The organism is Cupriavidus sp. PET2-C1 (assembly GCF_054515855.1).
Genome location: NZ_CM137259.1, coordinates 2,279,079 through 2,300,029, shown reverse-complemented (window position 1 = coordinate 2,300,029; position 20,951 = coordinate 2,279,079). Strand labels below are relative to the sequence as shown.

The 20,951-nt window shown below is 61.5% G+C and carries 20 protein-coding genes; 13 read left to right on the top strand and 7 right to left on the bottom strand.

Annotated features, from left to right (window positions below; genetic code table 11):
• Positions 1 to 394: 394 nt before the first annotated feature.
• From ACX12D_RS10415 to ACX12D_RS10405, 3 genes are all read left to right on the top strand, one after another.
• Positions 395 to 577 (top strand): hypothetical protein, encoded by a 183-nt coding sequence (locus ACX12D_RS10415; RefSeq protein ID WP_459371071.1) that lies wholly within the window; start codon positions 395 to 397, stop codon positions 575 to 577.
• The gene (locus ACX12D_RS10410; protein WP_459371070.1) at positions 567 to 2,771 is read left to right on the top strand and encodes an OsmC domain/YcaO domain-containing protein; all 2,205 of its coding nucleotides are present in this window, start codon (positions 567 to 569) and stop codon (positions 2,769 to 2,771) included. Before ACX12D_RS10415 ends, ACX12D_RS10410 begins: the two co-directional genes overlap by 11 nt.
• A 99-nt stretch (positions 2,772 to 2,870) precedes the next feature.
• Complete coding sequence (locus ACX12D_RS10405) at positions 2,871 to 3,551, top strand: SMI1/KNR4 family protein (RefSeq protein ID WP_459371069.1); 681 nt, start codon at positions 2,871 to 2,873, stop codon at positions 3,549 to 3,551.
• A gap of 147 nt (positions 3,552 to 3,698) precedes the next feature.
• Here ACX12D_RS10405 and ACX12D_RS10400 read toward each other — a convergent pair whose 3' ends face one another.
• A complete protein-coding gene (locus ACX12D_RS10400; RefSeq protein WP_459371068.1) occupies positions 3,699 to 4,622 on the bottom strand; it encodes a LysR substrate-binding domain-containing protein in 924 nt (307 codons plus the stop codon).
• 163 nt (positions 4,623 to 4,785) lie between these two features.
• On the opposite strand from ACX12D_RS10400, the gene ACX12D_RS10395 reads away from it, so the two are divergent.
• The 4 genes from ACX12D_RS10395 to ACX12D_RS10380 all read left to right on the top strand — a co-directional run bounded on the left by ACX12D_RS10395 (position 4,786) and on the right by ACX12D_RS10380 (position 8,125).
• Entirely contained in the window at positions 4,786 to 5,520 is a 735-nt protein-coding gene (locus tag ACX12D_RS10395) for an SDR family NAD(P)-dependent oxidoreductase (protein ID WP_459373993.1), read from the top strand.
• An 89-nt stretch (positions 5,521 to 5,609) separates the two neighbouring features.
• Entirely contained in the window at positions 5,610 to 5,813 is a 204-nt protein-coding gene (locus ACX12D_RS10390; RefSeq protein WP_441630414.1) for a tautomerase family protein, read from the top strand.
• Between the two features lie 225 nt (positions 5,814 to 6,038).
• Positions 6,039 to 6,782 carry a response regulator gene (locus ACX12D_RS10385; protein WP_459371067.1) on the top strand — a complete coding sequence of 248 codons (744 nt, stop codon included), beginning with the start codon at positions 6,039 to 6,041 and terminating at the stop codon, positions 6,780 to 6,782.
• 32 nt (positions 6,783 to 6,814) lie between these two features.
• Positions 6,815 to 8,125 (top strand): sensor histidine kinase, encoded by a 1,311-nt coding sequence (locus ACX12D_RS10380; protein WP_459371066.1) that lies wholly within the window; start codon positions 6,815 to 6,817, stop codon positions 8,123 to 8,125.
• Between the two features lie 119 nt (positions 8,126 to 8,244).
• Here the strand turns inward: ACX12D_RS10380 and ACX12D_RS10375 are convergent, their stop codons facing one another.
• Entirely contained in the window at positions 8,245 to 9,294 is a 1,050-nt protein-coding gene (locus ACX12D_RS10375) for an alpha/beta fold hydrolase (protein ID WP_459371065.1), read from the bottom strand.
• A gap of 361 nt (positions 9,295 to 9,655) precedes the next feature.
• Here ACX12D_RS10375 and ACX12D_RS10370 point away from each other — a divergent pair, with 361 nt between their 5' ends.
• Entirely contained in the window at positions 9,656 to 10,072 is a 417-nt protein-coding gene (locus ACX12D_RS10370) for an organic hydroperoxide resistance protein (protein ID WP_459371064.1), read from the top strand.
• Between the two features lie 186 nt (positions 10,073 to 10,258).
• On the opposite strand, the gene ACX12D_RS10365 is transcribed toward ACX12D_RS10370, so the two are convergent.
• Positions 10,259 to 10,888: a TetR/AcrR family transcriptional regulator gene (locus ACX12D_RS10365; protein WP_459371063.1), complete on the bottom strand. Its 630-nt coding sequence runs from the start codon at positions 10,886 to 10,888 to the stop codon at positions 10,259 to 10,261.
• Between the two features lie 151 nt (positions 10,889 to 11,039).
• Between ACX12D_RS10365 and ACX12D_RS10360 the strand changes: the two genes are divergently transcribed.
• Positions 11,040 to 11,555, top strand: a complete 516-nt coding sequence (locus ACX12D_RS10360; protein ID WP_459371062.1) for a nuclear transport factor 2 family protein — start codon at positions 11,040 to 11,042, stop codon at positions 11,553 to 11,555.
• A gap of 29 nt (positions 11,556 to 11,584) precedes the next feature.
• Positions 11,585 to 12,331 carry an SDR family oxidoreductase gene (locus ACX12D_RS10355; RefSeq protein WP_459371061.1) on the top strand — a complete coding sequence of 249 codons (747 nt, stop codon included), beginning with the start codon at positions 11,585 to 11,587 and terminating at the stop codon, positions 12,329 to 12,331.
• A 125-nt stretch (positions 12,332 to 12,456) separates the two neighbouring features.
• Here the strand turns inward: ACX12D_RS10355 and ACX12D_RS10350 are convergent, their stop codons facing one another.
• Entirely contained in the window at positions 12,457 to 13,233 is a 777-nt protein-coding gene (locus ACX12D_RS10350) for a hypothetical protein (protein WP_459371060.1), read from the bottom strand.
• Positions 13,234 to 13,606: 373 nt separating this feature from the next.
• Here ACX12D_RS10350 and ACX12D_RS10345 point away from each other — a divergent pair, with 373 nt between their 5' ends.
• Both ACX12D_RS10345 and ACX12D_RS10340 read left to right on the top strand, forming a co-directional pair.
• On the top strand, positions 13,607 to 14,146 hold the full coding sequence (locus ACX12D_RS10345) for a sigma-70 family RNA polymerase sigma factor (RefSeq protein WP_459371059.1): 540 nt from the start codon (positions 13,607 to 13,609) through the stop codon (positions 14,144 to 14,146).
• Positions 14,146 to 14,931 (top strand): anti-sigma factor family protein, encoded by a 786-nt coding sequence (locus ACX12D_RS10340; RefSeq protein WP_459371058.1) that lies wholly within the window; start codon positions 14,146 to 14,148, stop codon positions 14,929 to 14,931. Before ACX12D_RS10345 ends, ACX12D_RS10340 begins: the two co-directional genes overlap by 1 nt.
• Positions 14,932 to 15,050: 119 nt before the next feature.
• Here the strand turns inward: ACX12D_RS10340 and ACX12D_RS10335 are convergent, their stop codons facing one another.
• The 3 genes from ACX12D_RS10335 to ACX12D_RS10325 form a co-directional block, all read right to left on the bottom strand.
• Positions 15,051 to 16,499 carry an amidohydrolase family protein gene (locus tag ACX12D_RS10335; protein ID WP_459371057.1) on the bottom strand — a complete coding sequence of 483 codons (1,449 nt, stop codon included), beginning with the start codon at positions 16,497 to 16,499 and terminating at the stop codon, positions 15,051 to 15,053.
• Positions 16,500 to 16,673: 174 nt separating this feature from the next.
• Positions 16,674 to 17,774 carry a porin gene (locus ACX12D_RS10330; RefSeq protein ID WP_459371056.1) on the bottom strand — a complete coding sequence of 367 codons (1,101 nt, stop codon included), beginning with the start codon at positions 17,772 to 17,774 and terminating at the stop codon, positions 16,674 to 16,676.
• 461 nt (positions 17,775 to 18,235) lie between these two features.
• Positions 18,236 to 19,249 (bottom strand): AraC family transcriptional regulator, encoded by a 1,014-nt coding sequence (locus ACX12D_RS10325; protein WP_459371055.1) that lies wholly within the window; start codon positions 19,247 to 19,249, stop codon positions 18,236 to 18,238.
• 424 nt (positions 19,250 to 19,673) lie between these two features.
• Between ACX12D_RS10325 and andAc the strand changes: the two genes are divergently transcribed.
• Positions 19,674 to 20,951, top strand: a complete 1,278-nt coding sequence (gene andAc / locus ACX12D_RS10320) for an anthranilate 1,2-dioxygenase large subunit AndAc (RefSeq protein WP_459371054.1) — start codon at positions 19,674 to 19,676, stop codon at positions 20,949 to 20,951.

Sequence of the window (20,951 nt, the reverse complement as noted above, 5' to 3'; positions counted from 1 at the left end):
ACGGGGAGGGCGCGGCGTCGATCGCAGTGCACGGCAAGAAACGGCGCCGCGACCACATGGCCCGCGGCGTCCTTTCGCGGAAGGGCCTTTTTCTGTATCCTTAAACCCGTTTGACCATGGTGCCGCCAGAGCCGTCGTCCCGCAAATCGCTCCATCTCCCGCGCGAGAAAATGCTCTGCGCGCTTGTCGGTAAGAGCGACGGTAAGGCCCCAAGTCGATCACAGCCGATCCCATTAACCACGCGGGTTTGTGGCGGCCTGTTAATCATGGAGTGGGAGTAAGTTTCCCGTTGGGAAGCATTGTTCGCTAGTTGATTGATTATTAAAGCCCTGTTTTTACAGGGCTTTATATTTCGGATTATCGCCTGGTAGTTATCGAATTTTTGGATAATGCCATGGCGCATGGAAGATCGTCCGGTTCCGGCCATGTCCTGCGCCATGGCGTTCGCCTGTCAAATTATCCGCATGCGGCCGCGTTTGTGAAAAGCATCGATGCATTGCACGGCACCTGCGCGGCGGCGGATAATAGTGGCTACATCATTTTGAGCATCATTTTTAGAATTCCCCATGGAAATTAAAGTCAACTTTCTCGATAAGCTACGCCTTGAGGCCAAATTCGATGACTTCACGGTAGTGGCCGACCAGCCCATCCGTTATAAGGGCGATGGCTCGGCGCCTGGTCCGTTCGATTATTTTCTGGCCTCATCGGCCTTGTGTGCCGCTTACTTTGTGAAGTTGTACTGCGTAAGCCGAAATATTCCTACCGAAAATATCCGCCTGTCGCAGAATAACATTGTCGATCCGGAAAACCGTTACCAGCAGATTTTCAAGATTCAGGTTGAGTTGCCGTCGGATATCTCGGAAATAGACCGCCGAGGTATTTTGCGCTCGATCGAGCGTTGCACGGTGAAAAAAGTGGTGCAAGCCGGACCCGAGTTTGTCATTGAAGAGGTAGAGAACCTGGATGCCGATGCTCAGTCGTTGCTGACGTTGAAGCCGGCATCTGACGCCAGCACCTATATTGTGGGCAAGGATCTGCCGTTGGAGCAGACCATCACCAATATGTCGGGCGTTTTGGCAGATTTGGGCATGAAGATTGAAATCGCTTCGTGGCGCAATATCGTTCCCAATGTGTGGTCGCTGCATATCCGCGATGCGCACTCGCCGATGTGTTTTACCAATGGCAAGGGAGCGACCAAAGAAAGCGCGTTGGCATCGGCGTTGGGAGAGTTTATCGAGCGCCTGAATTGCAACCATTTTTATGGCGGTACGTTCTGGGGCGAAGACGTCGCCAATGCGGCGTTTGTTCATTACCCGAACGAGCGCTGGTTCAAGCCTGGCCCTGAGGATGCGCTGCCGGCCGAAATTCTGGATGCGTACTGCCTGGAAATTTATAATGCCGATGGCGAGTTGTATGGCTCGCATCTGTACGACACTAACTCCGGCAATGTACAGCGCGGTATCTGTTCGCTGCCGTATGTGCGGCAGTCGGACGGCGAGGTGGTGTATTTTCCGTCCAACCTGATCGAAAACCTGTTCGTCAGCAATGGCATGAGTGCCGGTAATACGCTGGCCGAAGCGCAGGTGCAATGCCTGTCCGAGATTTTCGAACGGGCGGTAAAGCGCGAAATTCTGGAAGGTGAACTTGCATTGCCTGATGTGCCGCACGAAGTGCTGGCGAAATACCCTGGCATTCTGGCCGGGATTCAGGGCTTGGAAGAGCAGGGCTTTCCGGTGCTGGTCAAGGACGCGTCGCTGGGTGGGACCTATCCGGTGATGTGCGTCACCTTGATGAACCCGCGGACAGGCGGTGTCTTTGCCTCGTTTGGCGCGCACCCAAGCTTCGAGGTGGCGCTGGAACGGAGTCTGACGGAATTGCTGCAGGGGCGCAGTTTTGAAGGCCTGAACGATTTGCCTCAGCCCACCTTCGTCAGTAACGCCGTGACTGAATCAAATAACTTTGTTGAGCATTTCATTGATTCCAGCGGTGTGGTGTCGTGGCGCTTTTTCAGCGCCAAGGCGGATTTCGAGTTTGTTGAGTGGGATTTTTCTGGCCAAGGTGAAAACTCCAATGCCGAAGAAGCCGCAACGTTGTTCGGCATTCTCGAAGACATGGGCAAAGAGGTGTACATGGCAGTGTATGACCAGTTGGGCGCCGTAGCCTGCCGGATTTTAGTGCCCGGTTATTCGGAAGTTTACCCGGTAGAGGATTTGATCTGGGATAACACAAACAAGGCGCTGTTGTTCCGCGCCGATATTTTGAACTTGCATCGCCTGGACGATGCCGGCCTGGCAGCTCTGCTTGAGCGGTTGGATAACAGTGAGCTGGATGAGTACTCCGATATTGCCACGTTGATCGGCATCGAATTTGACGAGAATACGGACTGGGGGAAGCTGACCGTTCTCGAGTTGAAGCTGCAGATTCACCTCGCCTTGCAGCAATTTGAGGAGGCGCAAGAGCTGGTGGGCGCCTTCCTGCAGTACAACGACAACACGGTCGAGCGCGGATTGTTTTACCAGGCCCTGAATGTGGTGCTGGAGGTGCTGCTCGACGACGACCTGGAACTAGACGACTACGCGGTCAACTTCCGTCGGATGTTTGGCAACGCTCGGATGGATGCGGTAATGGGGTCAGTGGACGGCAGCGTGCGCTTCTTCGGGTTAGCGCCAACGAGCATGAAACTGGAGGGTCTCGATAGGCACCACCGCCTGATCGACAGCTACAAGAAATTGCATAAGGCGCGGGCCAATGTGGCGGCTACTGCCAGTTAGGTTGACGAGCCATGGCTGGATGCGCTGACGCCGTGCATCCCCCAGCACAGATCTGGCCAGATCGGCACTGACCGGCAGCATCTCACGGAGAGAACACGGATGGACGCTTTTTCAGCGCTGGCGGACGCCAGCGGCATCCCCTTGCCAGCCATGCTGAGGCAACTGATCGACGCAGGCCGCACCGGCTACGGCGCCGACATCGAGGCCTGGCGCACCGACTGGAAGGCTCGCACGCTGGCCGCGCAGCCGGTGCTTTCCTGCGCCTATGATCTGGAGTGGATCGACGCGAAGCAGGCTGGCGAGTTCATCGCCGAATGGCTCAATCCGGCCTTCCAGCACGGCCGGCGCTTCCTGCCGTTCGCACAGACCGGGGCGGGCGACGCCTACTGCTTGACGCCGCTAGCCAATGGCGACATCGGCGTGGCGCTGGTCTGGCACGACCGCGGCAAAAGCCGGATCGAAGCCGCGTCATTCGCGGCCTTCGTCTATGAGGCCCTGGTGCGCAGCGCGGCGGACTTCTCGCATCTGCTCGACGACGATTACAGCCCCGCCGAGGCGGTACAGTGCGTGGCAGCGAACATCGAGGCCTTGGGGGGGGATCTGCCCGAGGCGATGAGGGCCGGACTGGAGCGCGTGCTCGCCGATGCCTTGCCGGAACCCGATGATGAGGCGGCGAAGATGATCAACGACGAGACCGCGCAGGCAGCGCTGGCGTTGCTGCCGGAGGTGGAAGACGCCGCGTTTGCGGTGGTGGCGCGGTGGGAGTGCGGGAAGCAGTAAGGTGGTCGCACTACCTACCGCCCTCCGGCGCATTGGCCCTGCAGGCATTTCACCAGTGCGCCGTTGACAATCCAAGGCTTTGCTATCTTCAAGTGCTAGTACGAGTCTGTGCGGGCAATACGATTGTCAACGTCGTCGTACCCCATCTTAGGCAGCAACTGGCGGACGCACCTGTTCCATCATGAACTCGACGAACGCACGCACGCGCGATGGCAGCAGGCGGCCGTGCGGATACATCAGGCTGACGGGGCGCATGCGCCCGGCAAAAGCTTGCAGGACCTCGACCAGCTCGCCTTGCGCGAGGTCCCGCTCGACGACGAATTGGTAGGTCTGGAACAGTCCCGCGCCCGCTCTGGCCAGCGTCACGCCGGCCAGCACGTCTTCCGCGCACATGTAGTTGCCCGTCGAGAAGATCTCCTTCTCGTGCCCCCCTTCCTTGAACAGCCACGAGATCTGCCGCCCGCTGCTCGGTAGATCGAACTGGATGCACTCGTGCTGGTCCAGGTCCGACAGCGTTCTGGGTACCCCTGCGCGCTTCAGGTAGGCGGGGCTCGCGACCACCACCAGTGCCGCGTCTTCAAGGTGCCGGGAGACCATCATCGAGTCCGGCTGCGCACGGAAGCGGATCGCCACGTCGAAGTTTTCCTCATGGAAATCGACGTTGCGGTTGCTGATGTGGGCTTCCACCTTGATTTGCGGGTACTTGGCGCGAAACGCGGGCAGGAGCGGCAACAGGCGATGGTGCCCGTAGGTGGTTGGCGCGCTGATGCGGATCGTGCCCGAGGGCTGCACCTGCTCGCCGGTGACCTTGCGCTCGGCTTCGACCAGCTGATTGAGCGCGGCGCGGCATTGCTCGAAGTAATCCTTGCCACCTTCAGTCAACCGGATGCTGCGCGTGGAGCGCACGAACAAGCGCACGCCGAGGCGCTTTTCCAGGCGCGAGATCGAGCGGCTGACGGCGGCAGGCGTGACGCCTGCGGTATTGGCGGCCGCCGTGAAGCTGCCGGCCTCGGCGGCCAGGCAAAAGAGCTCGATGCTGCCGAGCAGGATATCGTCGAATTGCCGGTGCATATTCTTTACGCCATGTAATAGGACAAGTGTAGCAAACCCCGTTTATTGCGCTCGACAGCAGCAATATAGTCCCTCCACACCGGTGACGGCTTTGGAGTCCGGCACCGGACCCTGAATCTGAATCTGGATCCATCGGAGGACCATCATGCGCAACACCGACAATATCGACAACACCGACAACACCGTCGTCATCACCGGCGCCACCAGCGGCATCGGCCTGGGCTTGGCCGAAGCTTTCCTCAAGGCGGGCTACAACGTCGTCGGCACCGGCCGTTCCACCGAGCGCCTGCAAGCCACCGCCGAACGGCTGAATGCCGGCGAGCGCTTCCTGGGCGTGGCGGGCGACGTCGGTAAGCCCGAATCGGCGCGCCAGGTCTTCGCGCAGGCCATTGCCAAGTACGGCAAGGTCGATGTGCTGGTGAACAACGCGGGCATCTTCACGGCCAAGCCGTTCGTGCAGTTCACGCCGGACGAAGTGGAGGAGCAGATCTCCACCAACCTGAAGGGCGTGCTGTATCCGTCGCAGGAAGCGGCCAGGCACATGAGCGAACGCAAGCGCGGCAAGATCATCAACATCACCGCGTCGCTGGCGCTTCAGCCGCACGGCGGTGTGCCTGCGCTGCTGGCCGTGGCCCTGAAGGGCGGCATCAACCAGGCCACGCGCGCGCTTGCGCTGGAACTGGCGCCGCACGGCGTGACGGTCAACGCGGTCGCCCCGGGCGTCGTGGACACCCCGATGCATGCCGCCGAAACCCATGCGGCACTCGGCAGCCTGCACCCGCTGGGCCGCATCGCCAACATCGCCGAGATCAGCGACGCCGTGCTCTACCTGGCCAAGGCCGACTTTGTCTCCGGCACCGTGCTGCCGGTGGACGGCGGCTTCAGCGCAGGCCGTTGAAGCCGGCAGCCGCGGCCGGACACGTGTCCTGCCGCGGCCCGGAATCCATCGCTCTCATCTCGAAACGTCAATCCATGCAGGAGGCCGCCATGCCTTTCGTCAGCATTCGCATTACCCGCGAGGGAACCACCGCCGAGCAGAAAGCCCAGGTCATCAAGGAAGTCACCGAGACCCTGGAGCGCGTGCTGCACAAACCGCCCGAATGGACGCATATCGCCATCGAAGAGGTGGATACCGACAACTGGGGTTTCGGGGGCCGGACGACCACCGAGATTCGCAAGCAGCCCAGGTAAGCAACCGGCTGCGGGGGGGGGGGGGCGGGTCTGTTGGCGCGGCTGGGCTGCCCTCCATCAGGCACCACGGACGTCGCCTGGATGTGTCGCAAACAAGCGGATATGTACCTCTCTGTGGCTGTGCGACGGCGGGATACATTGCGATACACGCGGGGCCGAAGGCCGCCATACAATGGCGGCGAAGCTGACTGGCCGAACCCTTCCAATCCTGCCGAGGTGAACCCGATGGACGCGCACGTCGACCATATCCTGATCGTCGATGACGACCGGGAAATCCGTGAACTCGTTTCGACCTATCTCACCAAGAACGGCCTGCGCGTGACGGTGGCGCCGGATGGCCGCCACATGCGGTCGTTCCTGGAGGCCAATACCGTCGACCTGATCGTGCTCGATCTGATGTTGCCCGGCGATGACGGCCTGGTGCTGTGCCGCGAATTGCGGTCCGGAAAGCAAAAGGCCACGCCCGTGCTGATGCTGACCGCGCGCGACGATGAAACGGATCGCATCATCGGCCTCGAAATGGGCGCGGATGATTACCTTGCCAAGCCCTTTGCCGCGCGCGAGCTGCTGGCGCGCATCAAGGCCGTGCTCCGCCGCACCAGGATGCTGCCGCCCAATCTGCAGATCACCGAAGCAGGGCAGATGCTCGCGTTTGGCCACTGGCGATTGGATACCACCGCGCGCCACCTGATCGACAGCGAAGGCACCATCGTCACGCTGAGCGGCGCGGAGTACCGGCTGCTGCGCGTGTTCGTCGACCATCCGCAGCGCGTGCTCAACCGCGACCAGCTCCTCAACCTCACGCAGGGCCGCGAGGCGGACATGTTCGAGCGCTCCATCGACCTGCTGGTCAGCCGCCTGCGCCAGCGCCTGAGAGACGACGCACGCGAACCCAGCTACATCAAGACCGTGCGTAGCGAGGGCTACGTGCTTGCGACGCCGGTGGAGATCAAGGAGGCCCGCCAATGAGCACAACGAGCACAACGAGCACAACGAGCACGATGAGCACACTGAGCGCGCGCCTCTGGCCCTGGCCGCGCTCGCTGGGTTCGCGCCTGTTCCTGATCTTGCTTGCCGGGCTGGTGATCGCGCATGGCTTGTCGTTTGGCGTGCTGTTCTCCGAGCGCTACATGACAGCGCGCGAAGTCATGCTCGGCACGCTGGAAACCGACGTGGCCACCTCGGTCGCCATCCTCGACCGCGTTCCCGCCGCCGAGCGAGCGCAATGGCTGCCGCGCGTGAATCGCGGCAACTATCAATACATATTGGGGCCGGGCTCGCCGGGCGTGCCCGAGATGACGCCACGCGGCAAGGATATTGCCGCGCGGATCACCCAAGCCAGCGAAGGCCGCTTTCCGGTCACGGTGGAGTCGATCCCGGGCGACGGCAAGCAGTTGCAGGCGCACCTGACGCTGAGCGACGGCAGCCCCCTGACCATCGACGTGCATCCGCGCATGATCCCGATCGCGCAGTGGCTGCCTTATGTGCTGGTGATCCAACTGCTGTTGCTGGTCGTGTGCTGCTGGTACGCCGTACGCGTGTCGATCCGGCCGCTGGTGGCACTGGCCGATGCCGCTGATACGCTCAATCCCAACAGGAAGACGCCGCCGCTGGCCGAAACAGGCCCCACCGAGCTGACGCGCGCCGCGCGGGCGTTCAATGCCATGCGCGAGCGCATCGCCCAGTTCATCGAGGAGCGCGTGCAGATCCTGGCGGCCATCTCGCACGATCTGCAGACGCCGATCACGCGCATGAAACTGCGCGCCGAGCTGGCAGAGGACTCCGAGGAGAAGCGCAAGATGGTGCAGGACCTGGCCGAGATCGAAAGGCTCGTGCAGGAAGGGCTGGCGTACGCGCGCGCCACGCATGGCGATGGCGAGAAGCCATCGCGAATCGACCTCGGATCGTTCATCGAGAGCCTGGCCTACGATTATCAGGATACCGGTAAGGCAGTGACCATCGAGCAGAACGTCGGCGGCGCCATCGTGACGCGCCCTCATGCGCTGCGCCGGATCCTGACCAACCTGATCGACAACGCAATCAAGTTCGGCGGCGCGGCGGAACTGCGCGTGGACCGCGAGCGCGACACCGTGATCATCGAGGTGCTCGATCGCGGCACGGGCATCCCGGAAGACAAGCTCGAAGCCGTGCTGCAGCCGTTCGTGCGGCTCGAGGGCTCGCGCAGCCGCGAGACCGGCGGCTCCGGCCTGGGCCTCGCGATTGCACAGCAGCTTGCGGTGGCCATCGGCGGCTCGCTCAAGCTGCGCAACCGTGAAGGGGGCGGGCTGGCAGCGATCGTCAGGCTAGGCTGATCAAAGGGGAGGGGGCAGGCCTGCTTGGTTGTTCGGCGGGGCCACGGTTTCAATGCGCCGCTGTCCACGTCGAAGCCTGGTCACGCTCGCTGCGACGAGCCTGACCAGGCAACCCGCCGTCAGAGTTGGTCTGCGTCGATCACGGCTCTGGCAAAGTCCTGCGGCGCTTCCTGCGGCAAGTTGTGGCCAATGCCGCCCGTGATGAGCCGATGCTGATACTTGCCTGAGAACTTGCTGGCATAGGCACTCGGTTCCGGGTGCGGCGCGCCATTGGCGTCGCCTTCCATCGTGATGGTGGGCACGCCGATGCTCGGAAACGCAGCAAGCCGCCGTTCCAGATCGGCGTATCGGGCTTCGCCCTCGGCAAGGCCGAGCCGCCAGCGGTAGTTGTGGATCACGATGCTCACATGGTCCGGGTTGTCGAAAGCCGCCGCGCTGCGATCGAACGTGCGGTCGTCGAAGTGCCATGTCGGCGAGGCGAGTTGCCAGATCAGCTTCGTGAACGCGTGCCGGTGCTGCGCATAGCCGTCCCGCCCGCGCTCGGTGGCGAAATAGTACTGATACCACCATTGGAGCTCGGCCTGCGGCGCAAGCGGCTTTCGGTTGCCCTCGACACTGCCGATCAGGTAACCGCTGACGGAAACCAGCGCCTTGCATCGCTCCGGCCAGAGCGCCGCGATGATGCATGCCGTCCGCGCGCCCCAATCGTAGCCGGCGAGGATCGCCTTGCCGATGCCCAGCGCGTCCATCAGGGCGAGGGTGTCGAGCGCGAGCGCCACCTGCTCGCCATTGCGAACCGTCTCGGCCGACATGAAGCGCGTGCTGCCGTAGCCGCGTGCGTACGGCACGATCACGCGGTACCCCGCCGCCGCCAGCGCCGGTGCGACGTCGACAAAGCTGTGAATGTCATACGGCCAGCCATGCAGGAGGATGACGGGAGGGCCATCGGCAGGACCTTCCTCGGCATAGCCGATATTGAGTTCGCCGGCAGTCACCTGCTTGATCGTCGTGAATTGGGCATGCGTACCCGGCCGTGCGGCCGGCGGGCGTGCTGCCGTCTGGCTGGATTCCGCGTGCGCCAGGTCAGATAAGCCAAATGGCGCGGCGGCCAGCGTGAGCGCGGCCGAGCCAAACAGGCGGCGCCGTTTTTGATTGATCGGTTCGGACATGGTTCTCTCCATTGGGACTGATGCTGATGGGAAGCATCGGCGACCGACGTATCGCGCCTGTTTCCCGAACCCTTCGATTTGAAACGTTGCGTATCCGGCAGGCCGCCGGATACAGAGCGATACAAATACCGCATCACAGATCGCGGTCCAGTGTCGCGTCCGGGCCACTTTTCACAGGTTTTTGTATGCGTCTGTATCACGCGGCCACCGGGATACGTATCCAGACAGAACAGGGCCCGACGTGCTACGTGCCTGATACGTCGACCGCCTTTAATACGTTCCGTGGCCCGATGCCTAGCACCTGCGAAGCGATCTCAGGCCGCGCAATGCCCAGCGCAAATCCATCTCAAGGAAATTGATCATGAACCGCATCGAGAACGTCCTGTACACAGGCAAGGTCCACGTCACCGGCGGCCGCGATGGCCAAGCCCATAGCAACGATGGCCGGCTGGATCTGAAGCTGTCCTCACCGGGCAGCAGCGGCGCCGGCACAAACCCTGAGCAACTGTTTGCCGCGGGGTGGTCGGCTTGCTTTATCGGGGCCATGGGCCGCGCCGCCAGCCAGATGAAGATCAAGCTGCCAGCGGACCTTGCACTGGATACCGAGGTGGACCTCGGCACTACCGATGGCGCCTTTTTCCTGCAGGCCCGCCTGAACGTCAGCCTGCCGGGCCTCGACCCGGAGGTGGCGCAAGCGGTGGTTGAAGCGGCGCATCAGATCTGTCCGTATTCGAAAGCCACGCGCGGCAACGTCCACGTTGAACTGCATCTGGTCTGACCCGTGCCGTGATCCGCCCGATGCCGTCGGGCGGATCGTATGCGCGCCAACTCCGTTGGCACAGCTTCCCACTCCTTACGCACCTGCGTTTGTGTTTCAGCGTTACCCGAACGATAGGTAAGTGGAACGACAGCCGAGCCAATCAGCGCGCAGGCATTGCCGGACAGCCGTGAGCGTTCCCTGGCTTTACCGCTTGCCCTGCGCCACCTCCAGTGCGAAATCCCTGAGAAGCATCTGCCGGCTTGCGTTCAGTATTTCCTGCCCGAGCCTGGGATCGGCGCCGGCTACCGCGCGCGACAGGATGAGCGCGCCTACCATCTCGCTGTAGAACGCGATGGCCTCCCGGCGCGCTTCCTGGCTGTCTCTGCCTTCGGCGCGCTGCTCCGCGACGAGCCCCGTCAAGGTTTCGATCATCTCCTGCAAGCCATTCGCAAAGCGCGCTTGCGCCTCGTGGCCTAGCCGGCGGACGTCCGCGGTGAGGCCGGCTACCGCGCAACCCTGCTCGATATCAGTGCAATGCGTGCCAGACAGATAGAAGTCGACCTGTCGCCTCAAACGGTTGCCGCCCGGTGCAATCGGCGCTGCGATGGCTTCCTTCAGATCGTGGTTGGCTTTGTCCATCGCAGTCGCCACGACTTCGGCCGCTAGCGCCTCCTTCGATTCGAAGTGGTTGTAGAAGCCACCCTGGGTAAAGCCTGCGGCCTTCATCAGTGCGCTCAGGCCGACACCATCGATTCCGTGCTCGCGGAATAGCTTCTCCGACGCCGCAATGATGGTTTTGCGGTTCTCTGCCGCCTGCTGTTTTGAGACACCCATTGCTCAATGCTCCTCTGTGCGGTTGTCGCCTCAAGTATAGCCGTCCTCGAGAAAGACAATGGTGATTGACCTTGACTTTCTTGGCTCGCTCAACAAAACTCAATGTCAGTCACCATCGTGTTTGAGCGGGTCCATCTCATAGGAGATAGCCATGCAAATCGAAAGTCACCAACGCTTGCTCAAGCCGATCCGCCTCGGAGACCCGGAGTTGCAAAACCGCATCGCCATGGCGCCGCCACGGCACCCACCCCTCAGGAGAATCAACTTGACCACTACCACCGAAGCCGCCAACAAGGCCCTCGTGCTCGAAGCGTTCGACACGCTCTTCAATCAACGCGACTACGCCACCGCCGAACGATTCTGGTCGCCCGACTATATCCAGCACAGCGCCCATATCGAACCGGGCCGCGACGGTCTGTTCAACCTGATCAAGACCCTGCCGCCAACATTGCGACACGAACCCGGCGCGATCGTGGCGGATGGCGATTACGTGATGATTCATGGGCGCTTTTCCGGCACTGGCCGTCCTGTCGCCTGGATTGCCGCCGACATCCTGCGGATTGCCGATGGCGTACTCGCCGAGCATTGGGACGTGCTGCAGGACGAGGCAACCGAGGCCGAGTCGAAAAGCGGCCTGCCCATGTTCGGGAACGGCTTTCCGCGCTGACTCCAACCGTCATCTCCATCGGAGACATCATGAAACTCACAGGTAACACCATATTCATCACCGGCGGTGGTTCGGGCATCGGCCGCGGTCTCGCCCAAGCGCTCCACAAGCTCGGCAACCAGGTCATCATCTCCGGCCGACGCGCGGAGCGTCTGCAAGCGACGATCGATGCGAACCCCGGCATGCAGGCGGTATCGCTCGACATCACCGATCCGGCGGATGTCGCAAAGGTCGCTGCCAGGTTGATTGCCGACTATCCCGGGCTCAACGTGCTGATCAACAACGCCGGCATCATGCTGCCTGATGGCGCTGGCGGCCCGGTCGGCGACGACCTGCTGACCTCCACCGTCGAGACGAATCTGCTGGGGCCGATACGCATGACCTCGGCGCTAATCGAGCACCTGAAGGCGCGAGAGGGTGCCGTTGTGGTCAATGTCACTTCGGTACTCGGCTTCGTGCCCATGGCCATCGCGGCCGTGTACAGCGCGACCAAGGCGGCCTTGCATTCCTACACGCTCTCCCAACGTTACCTGCTTCGGGACAGCAAGGTCTCGGTCATCGAGATCGCGCCACCCTGGGTCCGCACCGAGCTGATGAACAGCAGCGAGGAGGAGCGCGCGATGCCTCTCGAAGCATTCATCGCGGGCGCGATCGAGCAACTGGGTACAGATGCCAACGAAATACTGGTAGGCCCCGCCGTGGACATGCGTGCCAATCCGGGACCAAACGAGCACGCCTGGGTCAACACGTTTAACGATCAGATGGCTGCCGGTTGAGCATGCGATTGCCTGGAAGGAGCCAGGCAATCGCACGATAACCCATACCCATCGGTCTTCTCTTTTACTGCCCATCGGTGAACCAATGCCCACGGAAGCTGATTTAGGGGGGGGCATAGTGCCTATCATTCGGCTGTATGTGCATTTTCTTCGGGGCTGCGAGTCAAGCGTTCAGCGACGTTTTGCGCGATCCTTCGACGCGCAAGCCGATTGCGCAGCTGGCCGGCCACAAAAGCGCTGATGATCAGCAGCAGGTAGAGGATTAGGAGATTGTGACGCCACGCATCGAGAGCGAGCTGGTGCGCAGCCAGTTTCGGATCGGGCGCCGGGAGGCTAGCTCGACTCGCCACGACGGCTTGGGTCATCCGGACAAGCCCGGCCGCCGACAGGAGTGGCATGAACACGAGCAGAGCAAGCAGTGCAGGCTTGGCGCGGCGCACCATCGCATAGTGGCGCAAGCGGAGCCACAGTCCCAGGCAACCGTGTACCCAGCCCGGGGCGAGCAATGCAACCTGCAGGCCCTGCGTGCCGCTCGTGATCAGCATGATCACGATCCGCTCATAGTTCGGCTCGAAGCCGTAGAGGGAGGCGGCAAGCCGGGTCGCCACCGCATGGCGGATAAGCAATAGAGGGAGGCTGAGTCCCGCCCAGAGGCGGATCCATTCGGTGGGAGACAGCACCCAGTGGTGGCGCCCGTAGACTGTGCGCAGCGCCAGTGCGAAATGCAGCGAGGCCGAACCATACAGCAAGATCGTTCCGGGCACGCTATGCCAGAGCCGCAGAGCCAGCGTAAGACCGCGCCCGGCAAGATCCAGCGACCAGATCCCGAGTGCATGATTGACCAGGTGGAGAAAGAGGTAGATCAGCAGCACCACACCCGATCCGAGTTGCAAGCGGCGCATAACTGGTTGCACTTTCCTTCCCCCTTGATGCTCATCATGGAGAGAACTTCTGGCACAGCAGCCGCCGAGCGGCTAACCCGGCAGTCGGACGCAGGCCATCTTCTCTAATATGCAATGCGTAGACGCCGATACGTTGCCAGATATTCCCGCTCCCACGCTCACTCATCTGCCTGCAGCGCACGGTTGCCCGTGAAGATGATGACCATGGGTGGCGCACTTGTCACATTATCGGTGCTTACCATGCCGAATCAACACGGGATCCGAACACGGGATCCAATTCAGGCGGCGGTTCCGGGAATAAAAAGGGCATGCCGGCGGTCTTGCTATTAACTCACTGCCGGTCACGGATTGCGGTTACAGCAGACACTTCACAATGGCCGATCCAGACACCGCACAGCGCTTCGAGACACTTGTAATGCCGCATATGACCTCGGCCTTCAATGTTGCGCGATGGTTGACGCATAACGACCAGGATGCCCAGGACGTGGTGCAGGAGGCGTACCTGCGCGCGTTCCGGTTCATTGGCGGATTCCGCGGCGAGGATGCCCGTGCATGGCTATTGAGCATTGTGCGCAACACCTTCTACACCTGGCATCAGCAGAACCGGGGACATGCAGCACAAACCATGATGTTCGAAGAAGACATGCATAGCCTTGAGACGAGTGTCGCCGACCATGACGACAGTCCTGAGGCCATGCTCATACGTAGCCAGAGCCAGAAGCGGGTGCACAAGGCGTTGCTGGGCTTGCGGCTGGAATACCGGGAGGTGGTCGTGCTGCGGGAGCTGGAGGACTTGTCGTACAAGGAAATCGCCACCATCGTGGGCATCCCGATCGGCACGGTGATGTCTCGCCTGGGCCGAGGCCGCCAGCAACTCGCGGCGCTGCTCGCCCCGACGGATCAGGAGGCGTGATGGATCACAACCAAGCGTTTGCATTACTGCCGGGCTATCTCGACCAGGAGTTGAGCCTGTCCGAAGCGCTCGAATTCGAGCGCCATCTTGCTGACTGCGAGCAGTGCCAACAGGCCTATGCACAACACCGCGAGGTGAGTGCGCAGCTGCGCCAGGCGGATTTACGCGTTGCGGCGCCGCAGGAACTCGTGAAACGCATCAAGGCTGCGCTGCCGGTGCGCCGCACGCTCTGGCAGCGGCTGGGTGAGCGATTTGGGCGGTGGGGCGGCGGCGGGTCGCTGGCCTGGGCGCCGGCTGGTGCGATGTTGATGAGTGTGGTGGCGTTGACCTGGAGCGTGGGGCTGTACCTATCCGTGCCATCGAGCGAGACGCGCCTGACCCAGGAACTCGTGGATAACCATATTCGCTCGCTGCAGGTCAATCACCTCTCCGATGTGATTTCAACCGACCGGCATACGGTCAAGCCGTGGTTTGACGGCAAGCTGGACTTTGCGCCGCCTGTGGTCGATCTTGTGCAGCAGGGGTATCCGCTGATCGGCGGGCGCCTGGATTACCTGAAGGGGCGGGCGGTAGCCGTGATGGTCTATCGCTACAAGCTGCACCCGATCAATCTTTATGTGTGGCCGGGCAACGACGCGGGCGCCACGCCCCGCATCTACGCGCAGCAGGGCTATCACCTTGCCCACTGGAGTGCCGCGGGGATGAATTACTGGGCGATTACCGATGCCGGCGAAGCTGAACTGAATGGCTTCATCACGGAGCTGCGTGCGCATCCTGCTTCCTAGCCGCCGCAGTGCGGTACACCCGGCGGAATGAGACGGGTGGCCTAGCGCCGCGGCGTCATCGCGTGTTCCCGCCGATGCGAATGTAGGCGCCACCGCGAGGAGTCCGCGGCGGCGCCACACTATGCCAGTCCGGCCTCACTGCGCAGGCGCAGCGCGGATCGCGTGGCGTCGCGGATCACCCCTTCCATGTCCAGCGCCGTGAACTTGCCGCCGCTGCGCAGTATGCGGCCGTCGACCATCACGGTATCCACATTGCTCGGCTGCGCGGAATAGACAAGCGAATTGAAAGGGTCAATCACCGGGGCAATGTTGATGTCGCCGGTGCGCACGAGGATGATATCGGCGCGCTTGCCAGGGATCAGCGATCCCACGCGGTCGGCCAGGCCGAGTGTCTTGGCACCGTCGATGGTTGCCAATTCCACGAGTCGACGCGGCGTCAGTTTGACCTTGGTGTCGCTGCGCGTGCGGTGGGCCCAGAGTAGCGCGCGCATTTCATTGAAGAAGTTGGCATTCGCCGATGCCGCGGCAGAATCTACGGAGAGCCCCATCTGGGCGCCGAGCGCTTCCATTTCGGCGAATTGCGTGTAGCCGCTGCGGACCGTCGAGTATTGGATTTCGATGGCGGGCGCGATGCTGATCCCAACCTGGTTGGCAACCAGCAACTGGCGCTCGGGCGCAGTGAAGCCTTGCGGATGCACCAGCAGAAGCTCCCGCGTGAGCCATCCGTTCCTGGCCATGATGTCGATCAGGCCGTGTGTCAGGTTGCCATAGTGGAGTGTGTAAGGCAGCTCGAGCGCGCGCGCGTTCGCGATCGACGTGCGCAGATCGTCGAGTACGCCAGCGCGCATTGTGCCGTCTTTTTCCAGGGTTGGCGCCACGATCACACCTAGCGACAGGCGTGGGCTCTTGGGCAGCACCTCGTTCTTTACCCGCGCGACGTCCTGCCAGTCCGTGGGCGTTGCCGATGGTTCGCCAAACCTTCCATAGGAGAACCTGGCTCGCACGCCGAGGTCGTCCAGCGCCTTCAGGTCGGCGGCCGCATGAGCGGGCGATGGCACGTTGTGGCAGAAGTCGTGAATGGTCGTGATGCCGGAGCCTAGGCTTTCCGCCACGCCGAGGCGGACGGAGTGATAGATGTCTTCGACCGTCATCACAGCGCCGGCACGTGCCTTGCTCGGAAAGTAACCGAACCTGGAATCGTCTCCACGGATGGAGCCGCGCAGTAGGCTTGTCCAAAGGTGCTGATGGGTATCGACGAAGCCCGGCAAGACAATGTTGTTTCGCGCGTCGATGACCGTTGCACCGGGCGCATCGACCGAAGCGCCGACGGCGACGATTTCGCCATGCTTCACATGCACATCGCCAGTAGGGTACTCGCCGAGCGTGGGATCCATGGTCAGGATGTAGCCGCCGCGAAAAATGTATTCACCTTGCTCGGGAAGGCCGCCCATGGCAGTGGTGCGCGCGCTGGCGGGGCTGGCGAAGACGGCCGGCACCGAGGCGCAACCGGCTATCGCCGCGCATGCTTTCAGGAAGGTACGGCGTGAGGGAGGGGGCAGGTGTTGCATGTAGAGTCCTTTTCTTGAAATGGCGGCGCGTGAGTGCGTGACGGTGTTGAGTTTCGCGTCGAGCCGCCCCGCACCAACGCAGTGGCACGGGGCCGGCATCGCCGGATGCAGACGCGCCAGGATGTCTTCCCGGGGGGGGGGCGACGCCGGCGGTCCTTTCCGGAGGGGGGCGTGTTAGAACGTGTGCTGGATGCTGAAGGTGCTGATGAACTGCCGTACGCCATTCGAGGCGCCTGGCGAGGCATTGACCTGAGCGAAGGCACCGCGGCCCGAGGCCAACTGCCACGCGGCGTCCACGTACGCCATGGTTCGCCTGGAGAAGCGGTAGCTGAGCATCGACGTCACCTGATTGGCGTGAACGCTGTTAAGTCGCTCGTTGCCGCGCATGTACGTATAGATAGTGGAGAGGGTCCAGGCCGACGTGAAGCTATATCCCACGCTGATATCGTTGGCATTGATGAGGGCGCCCGTCGCCGTATTGCGCGATAGCGTCGTCAGCCCCGAAATCAGTAGCTTGTCTGACTCGTAGCGCGCGCCGATACCGATGTTTCGGATGCCGTCATTGCCGTTGTTGATGGATGGCGCCTTCGACATCGTATAGGCCGCACCGATGCCCACCGGTCCGACGTCGTAGTTGACGCCGAAGCTGGTCGAATTCGATTTTCCAAAGCTGCCAGTGGTTTCACCGAAACCGTACATCGCACCAAACGTCAAGCCATTGAAGTCGGCACTCTTGAACTTGATGGTGTTGGCGATGGCCTCGCCATTCACACGGTCGAAGTCAAAGGCGGGCTGTGACGAATATGGAACCGCGAAGGTCGGGAACGGGCCCTGGTGCGCCGCATACGAGCCGGCAACGAAGCTGCCAGGGTACTTGTTCAGCGTCAGGGTGTCGAACATGAAGTCTCGCTGATTCCCGATCGTCAGCTTGCCATACTGATTGGACAGGCCGACATAGGATTCTCGCGAGAAGAGGCTGCCCGGTCCTCCAAAGACACTGCCGCTCTGGATGCTGAACAGAGAGCCGAGATAGAACAGCGCCTTGTTGCCGCCGCCAAGATCTTCTTCACCCCGGAAGATCAGCGCGTTGGGTCGAAAGATTCCAGGATTGGCGCGATAGCTGCTATTGCCGCCTACATTGCTGACGTAGCCGACTCCGGCGTCAAGAAGGCCGGTAATTTCGTACTTGCTTTGTGCTTCTGCCGAAGATGACGCAGCGCCAATGATCGAGCCAAGCAGTGTGGCAGTACTAACGAGACGATGGTGATTCTTCACCCTGATTCCCCAAGACGAGATTTAATGTTTTCGATGATTTGTGGTGACGGCGCCGTGCCATGGATTTGGCCGAGGTGCCGTGACGTACTCGCCGGAATCCCGAATCGTGTCCGGGTCTTGCGAGGATGTTCTTTTGTATGATTTAGATATGAATATTTGATATTTAAAATGTATTGGCAAAAATCGCGTAACCGCCGGAAGGTGGGCGAATTCCGTGTCAGGCGATCGCTTCAGGAACTCAGGTGTCTGAGGATATGGCGCGAAGTGACGTTGTCCACGTCGATACCAATCCGATCATCTTTTGATGTCTTGTTCTTATTCTTATTCTTAGGCGATCAAGGACATATTCGAATTTCGTATCTACCGACCATCACCGAGCTTACGAAATACTGGAGAAAAATAGAGAAAAAATATTGACACCCGTAGTGAGGAACGGCGTCTGCCGGGTGCCCTTGGCTGTCCTAGTCTCGGCGCTTCTGGGTGTCGCTCGGCAGTTCATTGAAGCGGGCCGCGTAGTAGGCTGCGAAGCGACCTAGATGCCCGAACCCATACGCCAGCGCGGTCTCGGTGATGCTGGCGCCGGGGTCGAGTAGCAAGCGCGTGCGCACGGCGTCCAGGCGTGCGTTGCGCAACAGTTCCATCGGTGCAATGCCGGTGTAGCGATGGCATAGGGTATTCAGCGTGCGGCAACTCACTCTGGCAACGCTGGCCAGATCCTCAAGCGAAACCGGCGCGCAGAGGTGGGACTCGATGTACGCAATGACGGCGTCCATCTGGCGGGTACCCCGGCTCGCGGTAGCATCGACTGTCTCGCTTGGCAGCATGATGTGGCTGCGAGAGGCGGTCAGCGAGGCGACTTCCGCCGGTTGGTGCAGCAGGAGGAACAATGCCAGGTGCCGTTCAAAGTGCTCTACCCACTTGGCATGCGCGGCTTCATCGCTGGCGGGCGGGAGCAGGTTCAGCATCGAATGCGCGAGCAGTTCCCAGTGCGTTTCGAACGCTCGCGGCAGCAGGAAGCCCGGCACCAGGTCAATGCGTTCGTCTTCTTCGCATCCCATGGCCGCGCGCAGCAGGCTGTGTGGAACCCGCACGATCATCTGCTGGTTGCCAGGGCTCCAGCGCAGGCGAATGCGTTCCTTCGGTGCGAGCACCGCCGTGCGCCCCTCGGCAACCCAGAGGCGATGCCCGTCGCATTGGATCTCGGCGCCGCCGTGCAGGGAGGTATGGACCAATACGAAATCATCGAACGGGCGTGCCGAGACTTCGACTTCGGCGCCATAGCGTAGCGCGTAGGTTTTCAGGCGGTAGAGTTCGCCCTTGAACATCGCGGCATCCGGCGCGCCAGGTTTCCAGCGCAGGACATGGTCTGCGAGTTCGTGGGCGACCTGCTCGTGCGCCTCGACGTGCACATCCGAGCGGAAGAGTGGATTCCTGTACAAGGCCGACAGGGCGGGGGTCCGCGGCGAGAGTGGCATCTTTTGTCCCCATTCTGACTTTATGGCAGCTTCCATGCGACGCGTAAGACGCTAGCGCCGCGGCGCCGCCTTGTCGCATTCGCTGTATCGCCAAGTCGCGTACGCGAGGACCGGAGCGCCTTTCATCCTGGAACCGCTACATAAAGACCCAGATTCATTGACTAGGGGTCGGTCGCCCCTCTTATGCGTCTTATCTTGCCACAGCGCCCGCAGCGGAAGTAGTGCCCGTGCGAGGCTGCAACGCAGCTTTGCCGGAATCGGATAGGCGCCGGCAGCGTCGCTGCCGTTTTCGGATAGTCCCGCCGCGAATCGCAAGAAACGGACTTGCCCGCGCCACAAGTTCACCATTTCCGGATAGTCCGCGGCATGGCCGATTTCTACACTGTCTCCATCCGATAACACACATAACTTCACGGAGACAGCGATGTCAGATTCTCCACAGATCGCGCAGAGCGCCGCCAGCCGGCAGGTGTTCTTCCCACAGACGGACGGCTCTTGCGTCCCCTACAGCGTCTTCAGCTCACAGGAGGTCTACGACCGGGAGCAGGAACGTATCTATCGCGGGCCGTACTGGAGCTTCGTTGCTCTGGCCTGCGAGATTCCCGCCCTCAATGACTTCAAGAGTACCTTTGTCGGCGATACACCGGTGGTGGTAACGCGCACCGCCAACGGGTTCGCTTGCTGGGTCAATCGCTGCGCGCATCGCGGCGCCATGGTATGTCGCGAGAAATATGGGAATGCGGAATCGCATACCTGTGTCTATCACCAGTGGAACTACTCGTGCGAGGGCGACCTGCAAGGGGTGCCGTTCCGCCGCGGCCAGAAGCAAGGCGCGGTCACGCTCGTCGGCATGGCGAAGGCCTTCGACCCTAAGGCACATGGGCTGCAGAAGCTGCGCGTCGAGGAGTACAAGGGCTTGCTCTTCGCCACCTTTAGCGACGAGACGTCGCCACTGCCCGAATACCTGGGCGCCGAGATGCGTCCCTGGGTGGATCGCGTCTTCCACAAGCCGATCGTGTACCTGGGTTGTACGCGCCAGTATTCGAAGTCGAACTGGAAGCTCTATCTGGAGAACGTGAAGGATCCGTATCACGCGAGCCTGCTGCATCTCTTCCACACCACGTTCAACATTTTCCGTGTTGGCATGAGCGCGCGCTCCATTCCGGATGCGACGCACGGCCTGCACAGCCTGATCACGGTGACCAAGCCGAAGGTCGACACCAATACCGCGGCGGCGTACACCGACCAGAAGATCCGCTCCATGCAGGACGGCTTCGCGCTCGAGGATCCCTACGTGCTGGGGCAGATCTCCGAGTTCGAAGAAGACTGCACCAACCATATCCAGCCGCTCTTCCCGCAGCTGGTCATCCAGCAGATCCACAACACGCTGGTTGCGCGCCAGTTGTTGCCGAAGGGTCCGAGCAACTTCGAGCTGGTGTTTCACTTCTTCGGCTACGAGGACGACACCCCGGAGCTGCGCGAGCTGCGGCTCCTGCAAGCCAACCTCGTCGGGCCGGCGGGCTTTATCTCGATGGAGGATACCGAGGCCACCGAACTGGTGCAGCGTGGCACCGTCCGGGATGGCGACAAGACTTCCTATATGGGCATGGGCCTGGATGCGCCCGAACAGACCAACAGCAATATCACCGAAAACCTGATTCGCCGCTTCTGGGCGGGGTATCAGCAGGCGATGGGGTACTGA